General features: G+C 67.1%; 14 protein-coding genes. 1 reads left to right on the forward strand and 13 read right to left on the reverse strand.

Going from position 1 to position 16,680, the window contains the following annotated elements; genetic code table 11:
* Positions 1-8 precede the first annotated feature (8 nt).
* The 7 genes from DES45_RS01155 to DES45_RS01185 form a co-directional block, all read right to left on the reverse strand.
* Entirely contained in the window at positions 9-410 is a 402-nt protein-coding gene (locus tag DES45_RS01155) for a F0F1 ATP synthase subunit epsilon (RefSeq protein WP_114768144.1), read from the reverse strand.
* 113 nt (positions 411-523) lie between these two features.
* Positions 524-1,975, reverse strand: coding sequence for a F0F1 ATP synthase subunit beta (gene atpD / locus DES45_RS01160; RefSeq protein WP_114768145.1), 1,452 nt, complete (start codon positions 1,973-1,975; stop codon positions 524-526).
* A 22-nt stretch (positions 1,976-1,997) separates the two neighbouring features.
* Positions 1,998-2,870 carry a F0F1 ATP synthase subunit gamma gene (locus DES45_RS01165; protein ID WP_114768146.1) on the reverse strand — a complete coding sequence of 291 codons (873 nt, stop codon included), beginning with the start codon at positions 2,868-2,870 and terminating at the stop codon, positions 1,998-2,000.
* A 36-nt stretch (positions 2,871-2,906) separates the two neighbouring features.
* Positions 2,907-4,436 (reverse strand): F0F1 ATP synthase subunit alpha, encoded by a 1,530-nt coding sequence (gene atpA, locus DES45_RS01170; RefSeq protein WP_114768147.1) that lies wholly within the window; start codon positions 4,434-4,436, stop codon positions 2,907-2,909.
* Positions 4,436-5,008, reverse strand: a complete 573-nt coding sequence (locus tag DES45_RS01175; RefSeq protein ID WP_114768148.1) for a F0F1 ATP synthase subunit delta — start codon at positions 5,006-5,008, stop codon at positions 4,436-4,438. The genes atpA and DES45_RS01175 overlap by 1 nt, the downstream gene beginning before the upstream one ends.
* Before the next feature lie 215 nt (positions 5,009-5,223).
* Positions 5,224-5,784 (reverse strand): histidine phosphatase family protein, encoded by a 561-nt coding sequence (locus tag DES45_RS01180; protein WP_114768149.1) that lies wholly within the window; start codon positions 5,782-5,784, stop codon positions 5,224-5,226.
* 25 nt (positions 5,785-5,809) lie between these two features.
* Positions 5,810-7,972: a primosomal protein N' gene (locus tag DES45_RS01185; protein ID WP_114768150.1), complete on the reverse strand. Its 2,163-nt coding sequence runs from the start codon at positions 7,970-7,972 to the stop codon at positions 5,810-5,812.
* 56 nt (positions 7,973-8,028) lie between these two features.
* Here DES45_RS01185 and DES45_RS01190 point away from each other — a divergent pair, with 56 nt between their 5' ends.
* Positions 8,029-9,009, forward strand: coding sequence for a tyrosine recombinase XerC (locus DES45_RS01190; protein WP_114768151.1), 981 nt, complete (start codon positions 8,029-8,031; stop codon positions 9,007-9,009).
* 6 nt (positions 9,010-9,015) lie between these two features.
* Here the strand turns inward: DES45_RS01190 and DES45_RS01195 are convergent, their stop codons facing one another.
* The 6 genes from DES45_RS01195 to sucD form a co-directional block, all read right to left on the reverse strand.
* On the reverse strand, positions 9,016-9,639 hold the full coding sequence (locus tag DES45_RS01195; protein ID WP_114768152.1) for a thymidine kinase: 624 nt from the start codon (positions 9,637-9,639) through the stop codon (positions 9,016-9,018).
* Between the two features lie 10 nt (positions 9,640-9,649).
* Complete coding sequence (gene lpdA / locus DES45_RS01200) at positions 9,650-11,050, reverse strand: dihydrolipoyl dehydrogenase (protein ID WP_114768153.1); 1,401 nt, start codon at positions 11,048-11,050, stop codon at positions 9,650-9,652.
* Between the two features lie 120 nt (positions 11,051-11,170).
* Entirely contained in the window at positions 11,171-12,400 is a 1,230-nt protein-coding gene (gene odhB / locus DES45_RS01205) for a 2-oxoglutarate dehydrogenase complex dihydrolipoyllysine-residue succinyltransferase (protein WP_114768154.1), read from the reverse strand.
* A gap of 25 nt (positions 12,401-12,425) precedes the next feature.
* On the reverse strand, positions 12,426-12,746 hold the full coding sequence (locus DES45_RS01210) for a YciI family protein (RefSeq protein ID WP_114768155.1): 321 nt from the start codon (positions 12,744-12,746) through the stop codon (positions 12,426-12,428).
* Positions 12,747-12,765: 19 nt separating this feature from the next.
* Positions 12,766-15,726, reverse strand: a complete 2,961-nt coding sequence (locus DES45_RS01215; protein WP_114768156.1) for a 2-oxoglutarate dehydrogenase E1 component — start codon at positions 15,724-15,726, stop codon at positions 12,766-12,768.
* Positions 15,727-15,787: 61 nt separating this feature from the next.
* Positions 15,788-16,675, reverse strand: a complete 888-nt coding sequence (gene sucD, locus DES45_RS01220) for a succinate--CoA ligase subunit alpha (protein ID WP_114768157.1) — start codon at positions 16,673-16,675, stop codon at positions 15,788-15,790.
* Between the last annotated feature and the right edge of the window lie 5 nt (positions 16,676-16,680).

Here is a 16,680-nt window from a genome sequence, read left to right on the forward strand (position 1 = left end):
TTCAGGATTTAGAAGTTCAGCGCCGCCTTGGCTTCGCGCAGCTGGGCGACCGCCGCCTCTGCCGCATGCTTGGCGGCCGGATCGTTGGTGGCGTCGTAGTGCATCTCGGCCTGGAGGATCTCGCGGTCCAGGATGTCCTGGGTCAGCTCCTCGGCCGGAAGCGCCCGCTCGGCCAGGACGGTGATGCCGTTCTGGTTGATGTCGGCGAAGCCGCCGCGAATCAGGACCCGCTTGCCGTTGCCGGGAGAGTCGGTGATGACGAGGAAGCCCGTCTTGAGGGTGGTCATCGTCGGGGCATGGCCGGCGAGAACCGTCATCTCGCCCTCGGTGGCGGGCAGGATCACCGCATCGACGGCGCCTGAGAACAGCACACGCTCAGGGGAGACGAGTTCGAAGGTGAAGGTCGCCATCTTAGCTCTTCGTCATCCGGTCGGCCGCAGGAGGCGGCGCGGGATTGGTTGAGGAATTGGGTACTCGGGAGGATCCGGGGCGCGGGCTGCGCCCCGGACGAAGAACGGAGTTCTTAGGCCGCTTCGGCCGCGAGGCGCTGGGCCTTCTCGACCGCCTCATCGATGGTGCCGACCATGTAGAAGGCAGCCTCCGGCAGGTGGTCGTACTGACCCTCGACGAGGCCCTTGAAGCCCTTGATCGTGTCCTCGAGGGCGACGAGCTTGCCGGGCGAGCCGGTGAAGACCTCGGCCACGTGGAACGGCTGCGAGAGGAAGCGCTCGATCTTGCGGGCGCGGGCCACGGTGAGCTTGTCCTCTTCGGAGAGCTCGTCCATGCCCAGGATCGCGATGATGTCCTGGAGCGCCTTGTAGCGCTGGAGCACCTGCTGCACCTGGCGGGCGACGTTGTAGTGCTCCTCGCCGACGATGGCGGCCGAGAGCATGCGCGAGGTCGAGTCGAGCGGGTCCACGGCCGGGTAGATGCCCTTTTCGGCGATCGAGCGCGACAGCACGGTGGTGGCGTCGAGGTGGGCGAAGGAGGTGGCCGGGGCCGGGTCGGTCAGGTCGTCGGCCGGCACGTAGATGGCCTGCACCGAGGTGATCGAACCCTTGTTGGTGGTGGTGATGCGCTCCTGCAGGGTGCCCATGTCGGTAGCAAGCGTCGGCTGATAGCCCACCGCCGACGGGATGCGGCCGAGAAGCGCCGACACCTCGGAACCCGCCTGGGTGAAGCGGAAGATGTTGTCGACGAAGAACAGCACGTCCTGACCCTGGTCGCGGAAGTTCTCGGCGACCGTGAGGCCGGTGAGGGCGACGCGGGCGCGGGCGCCCGGAGGCTCGTTCATCTGGCCGTACACCAGGGCGCACTTGGAGCCGGCGGCCGATCCGGCCTCGCGGGGATCCACGTTCACCTTCGACTCAATCATCTCGTGATAGAGATCGTTGCCCTCGCGGGTGCGCTCGCCGACGCCGGCGAACACGGAGTAGCCGCCGTGCGCCTTCGCGACGTTGTTGATGAGCTCCATGATCAGCACGGTCTTGCCGACGCCGGCGCCGCCGAAGAGGCCGATCTTGCCGCCTTTGGCGTAGGGAGCGAGCAGGTCGACGACCTTGATGCCGGTGACGAGGATCTGGGCCTCGGTGGACTGCTCGGCGTAGGAAGGCGCCGGCTGATGGATGGCGCGGGAGCCTTCGCCCACAATCGGGCCGGCCTCGTCCACGGGCTCGCCGATGACGTTCATGATACGGCCGAGCGTGGCGGCGCCGACCGGCACCGAGATCGGCGCGCCGGTGTCGACGACCTCCTGGCCGCGGACTAGCCCCTCGGAGGTGTCCATGGCGATGCAGCGGACGGTGCTTTCGCCGAGCTGCTGCGCCACCTCGAGCACGAGGCGGTTGCCCTGGTTCGTGGTCTCGAGGGCGTTCAGGATCTCCGGCAGATGGCCGTCGAACTGCACGTCGACGACGGCGCCGATGACCTGCGTGATGCGGCCGGTCTTGCCGGCGGTGGTAGCGGTATTGGCCATGAGTGGCTCCTCTCGGATGTCGTCAGAGCGCCTCGGCGCCCGAGATGATTTCGATCAGTTCCTTGGTGATCATCGCCTGACGCGACCGGTTGTAGGTCATCGTCTGCTTCTTGATCATTTCGCCGGCGTTGCGGGTGGCGTTGTCCATGGCGCTCATGCGGGCGCCCTGCTCCGAAGCGGCGTTCTCAAGCAGCGCGCGGAAGATCTGCACGGTAAGGTTCCGCGGCAGGAGCGTCGCCAGGATCTCGCCTTCCTCGGGCTCGTAATCGTACACGGCGTCCGACGAGGTGGCGCCGGTCTCGATCTGAGCCGGGATGATCTGCTGCGCGGTCGGGATCTGGGCGATCACCGAGCGGAAGCGCGAGTAGAACAGGGTCGCCACGTCGAACTCGCCCTGCTCGAACAGCGCGAGGATCTTCTGGGCGATCATGTCACCCTGCTCGAAGCCGATCGAACGCACGGAACGCAAGTCGACGAAGTCGATGATCTGCTCGGCGAACTGGCGACGCAGGATGTCGTAGCCCTTCTTGCCGACGCAGATGATCTTGACGGTCTTGCCCTCGGCCAGGAGCCGGTTGGCGTGATCGCGGGCAAGGCGCGCGATCGAGGAGTTGAATGCGCCGCAGAGACCACGCTCCGCGGTGCAGACGATCAGGAGATGCACGCGATCGGAGCCGGTGCCGGCGAGGAGACGCGGCGTCTCAGGTCCGACGGTGATGCCGGACGCGAGGTTGCCGAGCACCACGGCCATCCGCTCCGCATAGGGGCGGGCGGCCTCCGCCGCGGTCTGCGCCCGGCGCAGCTTAGCGGCGGCCACCATCTGCATGGCCTTGGTGATCTTCTGCGTCGCCTTGACGGAGGCGATGCGGTTACGAAGGTCTTTCAAGCTCGGCATCGAGCGGCCCTACCTCTCCGGTAACCCGGTTCGATCTTACGAGAACGACTTGGCGAAGGACTGGACGGTGTCCTTGAGCTTCGCTTCGGTATCGCTCGACAGGTCCTTGGAGGCGCGGATCGACTCCAGGATGTCGGCGTGCTTGGTGCGGAGAAGCCCCAGCAGGCCGTCCTCGAACGCGCGCACCCGGTTGAGGGGCAGCTGGTCGAGGTAGCCGTTCACGCCGGCGTAGATCACCGCCACCTGCTCTTCCATCTTCAGCGGCGAGAACTGCGGCTGCTTCAGGAGCTCGGTGAGGCGCGAGCCGCGGTTCAGCAGGCGCTGGGTCGTGGCGTCGAGGTCGGAGCCGAACTGCGCGAAGGCCGCCATCTCGCGGTACTGAGCGAGCTCGCCCTTGATCTTGCCGGCGACCTTCTTCATCGCCTTCGTCTGGGCCGAGGAGCCCACACGCGACACGGAGAGGCCGACGTTCACGGCCGGGCGGATGCCCTGGTAGAACAGGTCCGTCTCAAGGAAGATCTGGCCGTCGGTGATCGAGATCACGTTGGTCGGGATGTAGGCCGACACGTCGTTGGCCTGCGTCTCGATGACCGGCAGAGCGGTGAGCGAGCCGGCGCCCTGGCTGTCGTTGAGCTTCGCGGCGCGCTCCAGCAGGCGGGAGTGCAGGTAGAACACGTCGCCCGGGTAAGCCTCGCGGCCCGGCGGACGGCGGAGCAGAAGCGACATCTGACGGTAGGCGACGGCCTGCTTGGAGAGGTCGTCGTACACGATCACGGCGTGCATGCCGTTGTCGCGGAAGAACTCGCCCATGGCGCAGCCCGAGAAGGGCGCCAGGAACTGCATCGGGGCCGGGTCGGACGCGGTCGCCGCGATGATGATCGAGTACTCGAGGGCGCCGTTCTCCTCCAGCGCCTTCACGAACTGGGCGACCGTGGAGCGCTTCTGACCGACCGCGACGTAGACGCAGTACAGCTTCTGCGACTCGTCATTGCCCTGGTTCAGGGGCTTCTGGTTCAGGATCGTGTCGAGGGCGATGGCGGTCTTGCCGGTCTGGCGGTCGCCGATGATCAGCTCGCGCTGGCCGCGGCCGACCGGGATGAGGGCGTCGATGGCCTTGAGGCCGGTCGCCATCGGCTCGTGCACCGACTTGCGCGGAATGATGCCCGGAGCCTTCACGTCGACGCGGCGACGCTCGGTCGACTGGATCGGGCCCTTGCCGTCGATCGGGTTGCCGAGCGCGTCGACGACGCGGCCGAGCAGGCCCTTGCCGACCGGCACGTCCACGATGGCGCCCGTGCGCTTCACGGTCTGGCCCTCGGCGATCTCACGGTCGGAGCCGAAGATCACGACGCCGACGTTGTCGGTCTCGAGGTTGAGGGCCATGCCGCGCACGCCGCTCTCGAATTCGACCATCTCGCCGGCCTGGACGTTGTCGAGGCCGTAGCAACGGGCGATGCCGTCGCCGACGGACAGGACCTGACCGACTTCGGTGACTTCGGCCTCGGTGCCGAAGTTCTTGATCTGCTCTTTGAGGATCGCGGAGATCTCAGCGGCTCGAATGTCCATCAGCGGACCTCTTTCATCGCTAGACGAATGGAATTGAGTTTGGTGCGCACCGAGGCATCCACCATGCGGGACCCCATCTTCACGATGAGACCGCCGATGAGGCTCGGGTCGATTTTGACGTCGACGGAGACGTCAGCCTTGGCGACGTCGCGCAGCGCCGCCTTGATTTCGTTGAGCACCGCGTCAGACGGCGCTTCCGCCAGTATCACCTGGGCCCGAACGATGCCCTTCGCGTCCGACACCAGATCCTGGTAGGCGCGGATCATGTCGGGGAGGGCAAAGAGGCGGCGCTTGGAGGCGACGAGGCGGATGAAGTTGCCGGCGAGGCCCGAGATGCCGGCCCGGTCGAGAATGGCCGCGACGGCGGCGATCTGGTCCTCTGCCGTGAAGATTGGGTTTCGGATCAGGCGCTGCAGGTCTTCGCTGCCCTGGATCAGCTCATTGAAGCGGCCGAGATCGCCGGCGACGGCGTCCACGGCGTTGGCTTCCCGAGCGAGGTCGAACAGGGCCGTGGCGTAGCGTAAGGCTACGCCCGACAGGAGAGGTCCTTCATTGGAACCGCTTTGCGCCACGTTATTCGTCTCTCTCAAATCTTAAGGGCCTCGGACCGGCGGCCTCTGCGAAGGCTGTCGGGAAACCCGTCAGGTCGGTGGAAGTGAGCCAAAGCGGGACGTCTCTCCGCCCGTCAGGCGGGGGTGCACTAGCATGGGTTTTTCGCAGGCGCAAGGCGAAGGCTGGCAAGAGTCCGCGATCCACGCCTCGGCCGGCCCGAGCAAGCGCAGCCGGCTCAGAGTTCCAGGACCGCCACCTCGCAGTTTCGCAGCTGCTGCCCGGTGAGGTGATAGAAGAAAGTTCCGTGGCCGACGACCGCGATCAGCCGCTCCGGCCGGGCCGCGAGCCAGTCGCGGAACCCGCTCACCCGCTCGGTCAGAATCGCAGCCGGCTCGTTGGCGAATCCGCGCTCGTCGGGCTCGCCGTCGCTGTGCCACCAGACCTCGTCGAGATGCCCGAAGGCGAGGTTCGGGAAGTCCTGCGCCAGGAGGGTCGGCGCCCGTCCGACGTCGCAGCTGCTCTCCAGGAATTCCCGGTGCAGGCATTCCACATGGATCGGCGGGGCGGCCGGATGGTCGCCGAAGAGGCCCAGGGTGGTCTGGATCGCCCGCGTCAGGGGCGAGGTCACGACGAGCTCGTAGGCGTAGGGCCTCAGCTCCGGCGCCCGCTCGGCCACCTGACGGTGCCCGAGTTCCGTCAGCGGTGCGTCGGGATGCATCGGGTCGAGCCCGGTTTCGGCATAATGGGCGTTGAAGGTGGATTGGCCGTGCCGGATGCAGTGGATGATCTTGGTCATGGGTCTGAAGGTCACGCTTTGTTGATCACAGGAAGCTCTGGGGGTCGACATCGATGGAGACGCGGGTGTTGCCGCGGATCTTGGGACAGCGGGCGAGCCAGTCGCGCAGATACGCCTGGAGGTCCACCTCGCGCTCCGTCTTCACGAGCAGTCGGTAGCGGTACCGGCCCCGGATGAGGGCGAGCGGGGCCTCGGCGGGGCCGAGGACGGTCACGCCGGGCGGGGGCTGGGCGACGAGCGCCATCGCGCGAGCATGGGCCTCGGCCGACTCACGTTCCTCGGCCGAGACGATGAGGGAGGCGAGCCGGCCGAAGGGCGGCAGGCCCGCCATCTCCCGGACCCGCGTCTCCTCCTCGTAGAAACGCTCGGCATCCCCCGACACGAGAGCGGCAATGACCGGATGGTCGGGCTGCCAGGTCTGGACCAGAGCCCGACCTGGCTTCTCGCCACGCCCGGCGCGGCCGGTGACCTGCTGGAGGAGTTGGAAGGTCCGCTCGGCTGCCCGGGGATCGCCCGAGGTCAGGCCGATATCGGCATCGAGCACCACGACCAGGGTCATGAGCGGGAAGTTGTGGCCCTTCGCGACAAGCTGGGTGCCGACCACGATGTCGACCTCTCCGGCCGCGATGGCGGCGAGCTCCTGGCGCAGCCGCTCGGTGCCGCCGGGCATGTCGCTCGAGAGGACGATGGAGCGCTTATCGGGATAGGTCTCGGCCACCTCCTCGGCGATCCGCTCCACGCCCGGACCGCAGGGGACGAGCGAATCGACGCTGCCGCAGGACACGCAGGCATGCGGGGTGCGCTCCACGTGGCCGCAATGGTGGCACACCAGGGACCGACGGAAGCGGTGCTCCACCAGCCATGCCGAGCAGTTCGGGCATTCGTAGCGGTGGGCGCATGCCCGGCAGAGGGTGAGCGGCGCATAGCCCCGGCGGTTGAGGAAGAGCAGCACCTGCTCGCCCCGCTCCAGGGTCTCGCCGATGGCGAGGTTCAGGGCCGGCGACAGCCAGCGGCCTTTCGCGATGGTCTCGCGCCTGAGGTCCACGGCCCGGATCTGCGGCATCTGCCGACCGCCGAAGCGTTCGGGAAGCTGGACGTGGCGGTAGCGACCGCGTTGCACGTTGACCCGGCTCTCGATGGAGGGCGTCGCGGAGGCGAGCACCACCGGCGCGTTCTCGATCCGCCCGCGGACCACCGCCATGTCGCGGGCGTGGTAGTGGACCCCGTCATCCTGCTTATAGGCGGTCTCGTGCTCCTCATCGACCACGATGAGGCCGAGGTCCTTGTAGGGTAGGAACAGGGCCGAGCGGGCCCCGGCCGTCACCTTGACCTCCCCGGACGCGATTCCCGCATAGAGGCGCTCGCGCTTGCGGCCTGTGACGCCCGAATGCCAGCACGCGGGCTTCGCGCCGAAACGGGCCGCGAACCGGTCGAGGAACTGGGCCGTGAGGGCGATCTCCGGCATGAGGATCAGGGCCTGCCGGCCCTGGCGCACGGCCTCGGCCACGGCCTCGAAGTAGACCTCCGTCTTGCCGGAGCCCGTAACGCCTTCGAGCAGGGTCACGGGCGGATGCTCCTCGTGCATCGAGGCGACGAGCGCATCGGCGGCGGCCTGCTGCCCGTCCGACAGGCCAGCCTTGCGGAAGTCGGGGTTCGGGATTTCGGCCACAGGCTCCTGCAGCAGGGCCACGGTCTCCAGCGTCCCCTCGTCGATCAGGCCATCGATCACCCCGGCGCTCACGCCCGCCAGATGCGCAAGCTCGCTCTTGAGGCGCACGACGCCGTCCTGGGCCGCCTCCACGACCCGCTGGCGCGCCGGCGTCATCCGCTTCGGCAGGCGGCCGGCGAGCTTGACCCCGATGCGCACCACCTCCGGGCGGTCGCCGTCCACCAGCTTCAGCCCCATGGCGAGGGCGGAGCCCTTGGGCGCCAGGGTGTACCAGGCGATCCAGTCGAGGAACTTGCGCATTTTCGGCGGCAGGCTCGGGCTGTCGACGACCCCCGTCACCTTCTTGAAGTTGCCGCCCGGACCCTCCCGCAGTCCCCACACCACGCCGACCACCTCCCGGGTGGCGAGCGGCACCTGCACCACGTCGCCCTCCTTGAGGGCGAGGCCGTCCGGCACCGCGTAGCTGTAGGTCGAGTCCAGCGCGAGCGGGATGAGGACATCGGCGACGTGGCTTGTCATTCGGAGGAGGTTAACCTGTTCTCGTTAGACTGCCTGACCTTGCACAAAGCGGGAACATGTCAAGCGACGAATCGAAAAACGCCCTCGATCTGGTCCTTCCCGGGGCGTCCGATACTCGCCAGGAGGTGATGACCTGGCTGGCTTCGCTCGCCAAGGAGCGGCGGCTCTCGCCGAAGACCGTGGAGGCCTATGCCCGCGACCTGAGGCAGTTCCTGACCTTCCTGACTGGACATCTCGGCGAGGCACCCAGCGTCAGGGCGATCCTGGGGCTCAAGCCGCTCGATATCCGCTCCTTCCTGGCCGCCCGACGCATGGAGACGGTCGGGAGCCGGTCGCTCATGCGCCAGCTTGCCGCGCTCCGCTCCTTTGCGCGTCACCTGGAGCGGGAGGGGCATGGCACCGCCTCGGCTTTCGCGGCGATTCGCACCCCGAAGGTCGACAAGAACCTGCCGCGCCCGCTCTCCGCCGCCTCGGCCGTAGCCGTCACGGACACGGAGCTGCGGTCAGGCGAAAACCGAAAAGCCTGGGTGCTCGCCCGCGACGCGGCGGTGCTGGCTCTTCTCTACGGGGCGGGCCTGCGCATCTCGGAAGCGCTCGGGCTTCAGCGGCGGGATGCGCCGATCCACGGCACTGATTCGATCACCGTCACGGGCAAGGGCGGCAAGATGCGCAGCGTACCGGTGATCCCGGCGATCCAGGAGGCGGTCGAGGAATACCTGCACCTGTGTCCCTATGTGCTGCCCCCTGAGGGGCCGCTCTTCGTCGGCGCCAGGGGCGGACCGCTCTCGCCCCGCATCATCCAGCTTGCGGTCGAGGAATTGAGGGGCGCTCTCGGGCTGCCGGACAGCGCGACCCCGCACGCCCTGCGCCATTCCTTCGCCACCCACCTGCTCGCCCGCGGCGGCGATCTGCGGGGGATCCAGGAGCTCCTGGGCCACGCCTCGCTCTCGACGACCCAGCTCTACACGAAGGTGGATGCGGCACGGCTGATGGACGCCTTCGACTCCGCCCATCCGAGGGCCCGGGCGAAGGGCTGAAGAGCCCTACTCCGCCGCGACCGGCCGGGCCAGCAGCTGCCGGGCGGCGGGGCCGATGTCGCCCTTCGTCCAGTGCGGGCGGCAGACGGAGACGTAGCGCCCCTCGCCCCCGATCTCGATCACCTCGCCCGAGCGTACGGCCTCGCCGTTGCGGTCGTATTTGAGGATCATCGTAGCCTTGCGGCCGCAATGGCAGAGCTGCTTGATTTCCTGGAAGTCGTCCGCGAGCGCCATCATGGTGGAAATCGCATCGCTGAACAGCGTCCCGAAGACGTTGTTCTTCAGCCCATAGGCCATGACGGGCACATGCAGCTCGTCCACGATCCAGGCGAGCTGGCGGACCTGCTCGGCCGTCATGAACTGGACCTCGTCGATCAAAACGGCCGTCACCGGCCGTTTCGCGTGCTCGTCCGCCACGATGGTCCCGATAGCGTCTTCCTTCCTCAGCGGAATGGCGTCGGCCTCGAGGCCGAGGCGCGACCGCACCTTGCCGACGCCGAACCGGTCATCGATCAGGCTCGTGAACAGCAGCACGTGGCCGCCGTTCTCGATGTAGTTGTGGCGAACCTGCAGGAGATGTGTGGTCTTTCCTGCATTCATCACCGAGTAGAGGAAGTGGAGCTTTGCCATCGCGACGATCCTACATGTGGATCGCGCGCTTCTCCACCGCGAGCGCCGCTTCCTTCACAGCTTCCGCGAGCGTCGGGTGGGCATGGCAGGTGCGGGCCATGTCCTCGGACGAGGCGCCGAACTCCATGGCGATCGCCGCCTCGTGGATGAGGTTGCCGGCCTCGGGGCCGATGATGTGGACGCCCAGCACCTTGTCAGTGGTGGCGTCGGCCAGGATCTTCACGAAGCCGTCCGTGGTGCGGTTCACCTTGGCGCGACCGTTGGCCGTGAAGGGGAACTTGCCGGCATTATAGGCGACGCCCGCGCTCTTGAGCTCCTCCTCGGTCTTTCCGACGGAAGCGACCTCCGGAAACGTGTAGACCACGCTCGGGATCACGTCGTAGTTCACGTGACCGGCCTTGCCGGCCAGGATCTCGGCCACCGCGACGCCCTCGTCCTCGGCCTTGTGGGCCAGCATCGGGCCGGCGATCACGTCGCCGATGGCGTAGATGCCGGTGACGTTGGTGGCGAAATGCGCATCCGTGAGGATGCGGCCGCGGTTGTCGAGCTGGACGCCCACGTGATCGAGGCCGAGGCCCTGGGTGTAGGGCACGCGGCCGATGGCCACGAGCACCACGTCGGCCTCGATGGTTTCAGGATTGCCGCCGGCGGCGGGCTCGAAGGTGAGCGTCGCGCCCTTTCCGGACTTCTCGACCTTGGTGACCTTGGCGCCGAGCTTGAACTGAAAGCCCTGCTTTGACAGGATGCGCTGGAACTGCTTGGCGACCTCGGCGTCCATGCCCGGCAGGATGCGGTCGAGATACTCGACCACGGTCACCTCGGCGCCGAGGCGGCGCCAGACCGACCCGAGCTCCAGGCCGATCACGCCCGCGCCGATCACCACGAGGCGCTTCGGCACGCTCTCCAGTTCGAGCGCCCCAGTGGATGAGACCACCACCTTCTCGTCGATCTCGATGCCCGGCAGGCGGGTGACGTCCGAGCCCGTGGCGATGACGATGTTCTTGGTCTCCAGGACCTGGTTCGAGCCGTCTTCGCCCTTCACCTCGACCTGACCGGCGGCAGCGATGCGTGCGGTGCCGAAGAACGCGTCGATCTTGTTCTTCTTGAGCAGGAACTCGACGCCCTTGGTGTTGCCGTCGACGCCTTCCTGCTTGAAGGCCTGCATCCTCTTGAGGTCGAGCGCAGGCGCGCTGACGCCGATTCCGAGATCGGCGAAGTGGTCGCGCGCGTCCTCGAACATGTGCGAGGCGTGCAGCAGGGCTTTGGACGGGATGCAGCCCACGTTGAGGCAGGTGCCGCCATGGGTCTTGCGCTTTTCGACGACGGCGGTCTTGAGACCGAGCTGCGCGGCCCGGATGGCGCAGACATAGCCGCCGGGCCCGGTGCCGATAACGACGAGATCGTAGGACATTTCTTGTCTCCACCTAACGTCATGCCCGGACTTGATCCGGGCATCCACGTCTTTGGCTCTGGGATTGAGGTCGTGGCTGGCCGGGACTGGCCCGGCCAAGACGCTGAATCGATGCTTGGCTTAGAGGTCGAGGACGAGGCGCGCCGGATCCTCGAGGGCCTCCTTGACGCGCACCAGGAAGGTCACGGCCTCCTTGCCGTCGACGATCCGGTGATCGTAGGAAAGCGCGAGGTACATCATCGGGCGCACGACGACCTGGCCGTTGCGGACCACCGGGCGCTCCTCGATGCGGTGCATGCCGAGAATGCCCGACTGCGGTGCGTTGAGGATCGGGGTCGAGAGCAGCGAGCCGTAGATGCCGCCATTGGTGATCGTGAAGGTGCCGCCCTGCATCTCGTCGATGGAGAGCTTGCCGTCGCGGGCGCGGCGGCCGAAATCGGCGATCTTCTTCTCGATGCCGGCGACCGAGAGATCGTCCGCATCGCGCACCACCGGGACCACGAGGCCCTTCTCGGTGCCGACCGCGATGCCGATATGGTAGTAGTTCTTGAAGACGATGTCCTGGCCGTCGATCTCGGCATTCACCGCCGGAACGTCCTTGAGGGCCTGAATCACGGCCTTGGTGAAGAAGCCCATGAAGCCGAGCTTCGTTCCGTGCTTCTTCTCGAAGACGTCCTTGTACTGGCTGCGCAGGTTCATCACCGCGCTCATGTCCACGTCATTGAACGTGGTGAGCATGGCGGCGGTGTTCTGCGCGTCCTTGAGGCGGCGGGCGATGGTCTGCCGCAGCTTAGTCATCTTCACGCGTTCTTCACGCTCGGCATCGACGGGCGCCGAAGGAGCGCGCATCTGGGCCGGAGCCGCCGCGGGGGCGGCCGCAGCGCCGCCGGCGATGGCCGCGAGCATGTCGCCCTTGGTCACCCGACCGTCCTTGCCGGTGCCGGCGACGCGGGAGGCGTCGATGCCGCTCTCGGCCGCGATGCGGGAGACCGCGGGGCCGTTGTCGCGAGCGGCGGCGGGCTTGGCCGGAGCGGCAGCCGGCGCCGGAGCGGCGGCCGGAGCCGGAGCAGCCTTCGGGGCCTCGGCCTTGGGAGCGGACGCCGCAGCGGCGCCGCCTTCCACGATCGAGCCGAGCACGGCGCCAGGGGAGACCGTCTCGCCGTCCTTGGCCAGGATGTCGCCGAGGGTGCCGCTCGCGGGAGCGTTGACCTCGAGCGTCACCTTGTCGGTCTCGAGCTCCAGGACGGGCTCGTCGGCCTTCACCGCATCGCCGGGTTTCTTGAACCAGCGGCCGATGGTGGCCTCTGACACGGATTCGCCAAGAGTGGGTACGCGGATTTCAGTTGCCATGGTTACGCCTTCGGGACGGCCCCTCTCAGAGAGGATCAGGTTGTTGGTTCTTCCGCAGGATGGCCTGCGGGATGGGATGGATCTCGTATCGGAAGCCACGTCCGGAGAGGATGACAGGATCCTGCTCCGTCAAGGCTGAGGCTGCTGCAGCGTCACTGACCTCGACTATGGCGACACCCCAGACACCGGCAGGGTCCAGGACAGGGCCTACAATCAGGGCATTACCCCGATCGGCCACTCTTTGCCAATAGACTGCATGCTCCTGCATCAGGCCAGCCTCCTCCGCCGTGATGTCGGCGGGGAAGGTCGGCCTTGGCGGCAGGAGCCTGCAGAGGTGAAACGGCATGCCTCGGTTCTCCGTTCGATCAGGCCGCGAACGCCTCGTCGAGGAAAGCCTGGAGCTGGGCCTGGTGCTTCGACATCAGGCCCGTGGCGGTGGCGGCGGAAGCGGCGCGGCCCACGTAGCGGGGACGATCCACCTTGGCGCCTGCCGTCTTGAGGACCCACTCGAGATAAGGCTCGACGAAGGTCCAGGAGCCCATGTTCTTCGGCTCCTCCTGGCACCACACCACGTCGGCCTTCTTGAAGCGGGAGAGCTCCGCCGCCAGCGACTTCGCCGGGAACGGATAGAGCTGCTCGACGCGCATCAGGTAGACGTCGTCGATGCCCCGCTTCTCGCGCTCCTCCAGCAGGTCGTAGTAGACCTTGCCGGTGCAGATCACGACGCGACGGATCTTGTCGTCCTTCACCAGCTTGATCCCGTCGGCGCCGCGCTGGGCATCGTCCTGCAGCACGCGGTGGAAGGACGTGCCCTCGGAGATGTCGGCGAGGGCCGAGACGCAGCGCTTGTGGCGCAGCAGGGACTTGGGCGTCATGAGGATCAGCGGCTTGCGGAACTCGCGCTTCAGCTGACGGCGCAGGATGTGGAAATAGTTCGACGGGGTCGAGCAGTACGCCACCTGCATGTTGTCCTCGGCGCACATTTGCAGCCAACGCTCGAGGCGGGCGGAGGAGTGCTCCGGACCCTGCCCCTCGTAGCCGTGCGGCAGCAGGCAGACGAGGCCCGACATGCGCAGCCACTTGCGCTCGCCTGACGAGATGAACTGGTCGAACACCACCTGGGCGCCGTTGGCGAAGTCGCCGAACTGCGCCTCCCACAAGGTCAGCGCGTTGGGCTCGGAGAGGGTGTAGCCGTACTCGAAGCCGAGCACCGCCTCCTCCGAGAGCATCGAGTTGATGACCTCGTAGCGGGCTTGGGTTTCGCGGATGTGGTTGAGGGGCGTGTAGCGCTCCTCGTTCTCCTGATCGGTCAGCACCGAGTGGCGCTGCGAGAAGGTGCCGCGCTCCACGTCCTGGCCGGAGAGGCGCACGCGGTGGCCTTCGAGCAGGAGCGAACCGAAGGCGAGCGCCTCGGCCATGGCCCAGTCGATCCCCTCGCCGGTCTCCATCATCTTCTTGCGGTTGTCGAGGAAGCGCTGGATCGTGCGGTGGACGTGGAAGCCCTCGGGCACGGAGGTCAGCGCCTTGGCGATGTCCTTCAGGGTCTCGGCCGAGACGCCGGTCTGGCCGCGGCGCGGATCGTCGGCGTCCTCACGGACGGCCTTGAGCCCGGCCCAGCGGCCGTCGAGCCAGTCGGCCTTGTTGGGCTTGTAGCTCGTGGCGATGTCGAACTCGGTGTCGAGCTTGGAGCGCCAGGCGCTCTTCATCTCGTCGATGTCGGCCTCGGTGACCGCGCCCTCGGCCAGGAGCTTCTTGGAGTAGAGCTCCAGGATCGACGGATGCGACCGGATCTTGCGGTACATGAGGGGCTGGGTGAAGGCCGGCTCGTCGCCCTCATTGTGGCCGAAGCGGCGGTAGCAGAACATGTCGATCACGACTGGCTTCTGGAACTTCTGCCGGTACTCGGTCGCAACCTTCGCGGCGAAGACCACCGCCTCCGGATCGTCGCCGTTCACGTGGAAGATCGGCGCCTCGACCATCTTGGCGACGTCGGATGGATAGGGCGAGGAGCGCGAGAAGCGCGGATCGGTGGTGAAGCCGATCTGGTTGTTGATGATGACGTGGATCGAGCCGCCGGTGCGGTGGCCGCGCAGGCCCGAGAGGCCGAGGCACTCCGCCACCACGCCCTGGCCCGCGAAGGCGGCGTCGCCGTGGATGAGGAGCGGCATGACGGCGGTGCGGTTGTCCGGGGTGCAGCCGTGCTGATCCTGCTTGGCGCGCACCTTGCCGAGCACCACGGGATCGACGATCTCGAGGTGGGACGGGTTGGCGGTCAGCGACAGGTGGACGTTGTTGCCGTCGAAGGTGCGGTCGGAGGACGCGCCGAGATGGTACTTCACGTCGCCCGAGCCCTCCACGTCGTCGGGCGCGAAGGAGCCGCCCTTGAACTCGTGGAAGAGCGCCCGGTGAGGCTTGCCCATCACCTGCGTCAGCACGTTGAGGCGGCCGCGATGGGCCATGCCGAACACGATCTCCTTGCAGCCGAGATTGCCGCCCCGCTTGATGATCTGCTCGAGCGCCGGGATGAGCGACTCGCCGCCATCGAGGCCGAAGCGCTTGGTGCCCGTGTATTTCAGGTCGAGGAACTTTTCGAAGCCTTCGGCCTCGACGAGCTTGTTGAGGATGGCGCGCTTGCCCTCGCGGGTGAAGGTGATTTCCTTGTCGGGCCCCTCGATGCGCTCCTGGATCCAGGCCTTCTCGGTCGGATCGGAGATGTGCATGAACTCGACGCCGAGCGTCTGGCAGTAGGTGCGCTCGAGGATCGCGACGATCTCGCGGATCGTGCCGAATTCGAGGCCGAGCACGTTGTCGAGGAAGATCTTGCGGTCCCAATCGGCTTCCGTGAAGCCGTAATGGGAGGGGTGCAGCTCCTGGTCGTTCGGGCGCGGATTGATGCCGAGCGGATCGAGATTGGCGTGCAGGTGGCCGCGCACCCGGTAGGCGCGGATGAGCATGATGGCGCGGACGGAATCGCGGGTCGCCTGGAGGACCTGCTCCTGGCTGATCTCCGCGCCCTTCCCTTGAGCCTTCGCCTTGATCTTGTCGCCGACGGCCTTCTCGACCTGGGCCCAGTTGCCGTCGAGGGCAGAGACGAGGTCGCCATTGGCATGGATCGGCCAGTTCGGCTTCTTCCAGGAGGCGCCGCGGGCGTTCTGCTCCACCGCCTGCTTGTCGTCCCTCAAGGCGCCGAAGAAGGCCTGCCACTCGGCGTCGACCGATGCGGGATCCTGCTCGTACCGGGCGTAGAGGTCCTCGATGTACGGCGCATTCGCCCCATAGAGGAAGGCAGTGTTGAGAAAGGTTTCGTTGGCGTCTTGGCGTGCCATGGCAATGCTCGATCCAAATCTGCGGAACGGCCGCCCCGGTTGAGGGGGCGGCCTCGTGTGCTTATTGGCCCTTCAGAACCTCGACGAGGGTCTTGCCGAGGCGAGCCGGGGACGGGGACACGCGGATGCCCGCGGCCTCCATGGCGGCGATCTTGTCTTCCGCGCCGCCCTTGCCGCCGGAGATGATGGCGCCGGCATGGCCCATGCGGCGTCCGGGAGGAGCCGTGCGGCCGGCGATGAACCCGACCATCGGCTTCTTGCGGCCCTTCTTGGCCTCGCGGGCGATGAACTCGGCCGCCTCTTCCTCGGCCGATCCGCCGATCTCGCCGATCATGACGATCGACTCGGTCTTCGGATCCGACAGGAACATGTCGAGCATCTCGATGAACTCGGTGCCCTTGACCGGGTCGCCGCCGATGCCGACCGCCGTCGTCTGGCCGAGGCCCTCGTTGGTGGTCTGGAACACGGCCTCGTAGGTGAGCGTGCCGGAGCGCGACACGATGCCGACGGAGCCGGGCTTGAAGATGTTGGCCGGCATGATGCCGATCTTCGATTCACCGGCCGTCACGATGCCCGGGCAGTTCGGTCCGATGAGGCGCGACTTGGAGCCTTCGAGCGCACGCTTCACCCGCACCATGTCGAGCACCGGGATGCCTTCGGTGATGCAGACGATCAGCGGGATCTCGGCCTGGATCGCCTCGCAGATGGCATCGGCAGCGCCCGGAGGCGGCACGTAGACCACCGAGGCGTCGGCCCCGGTCTTCTCGCGCGCTTCCATGACCGTGTCGAAGACGGGCAGGTTGAGGTGAGTGGAGCCGCCTTTGCCGGGCGACGTGCCGCCGACCATCTTGGTGCCGTAGGCGATGGCCTGCTCGGAGTGGAAGGTGCCGTTCTTGCCGGTGAAGCCCTGGCAGATCACCTTGGTGTTCTTGTCGATCAGGATGGACATCAGCT

Source organism: Microvirga subterranea (assembly GCF_003350535.1).
Taxonomy (GTDB): domain Bacteria; phylum Pseudomonadota; class Alphaproteobacteria; order Rhizobiales; family Beijerinckiaceae; genus Microvirga; species Microvirga subterranea.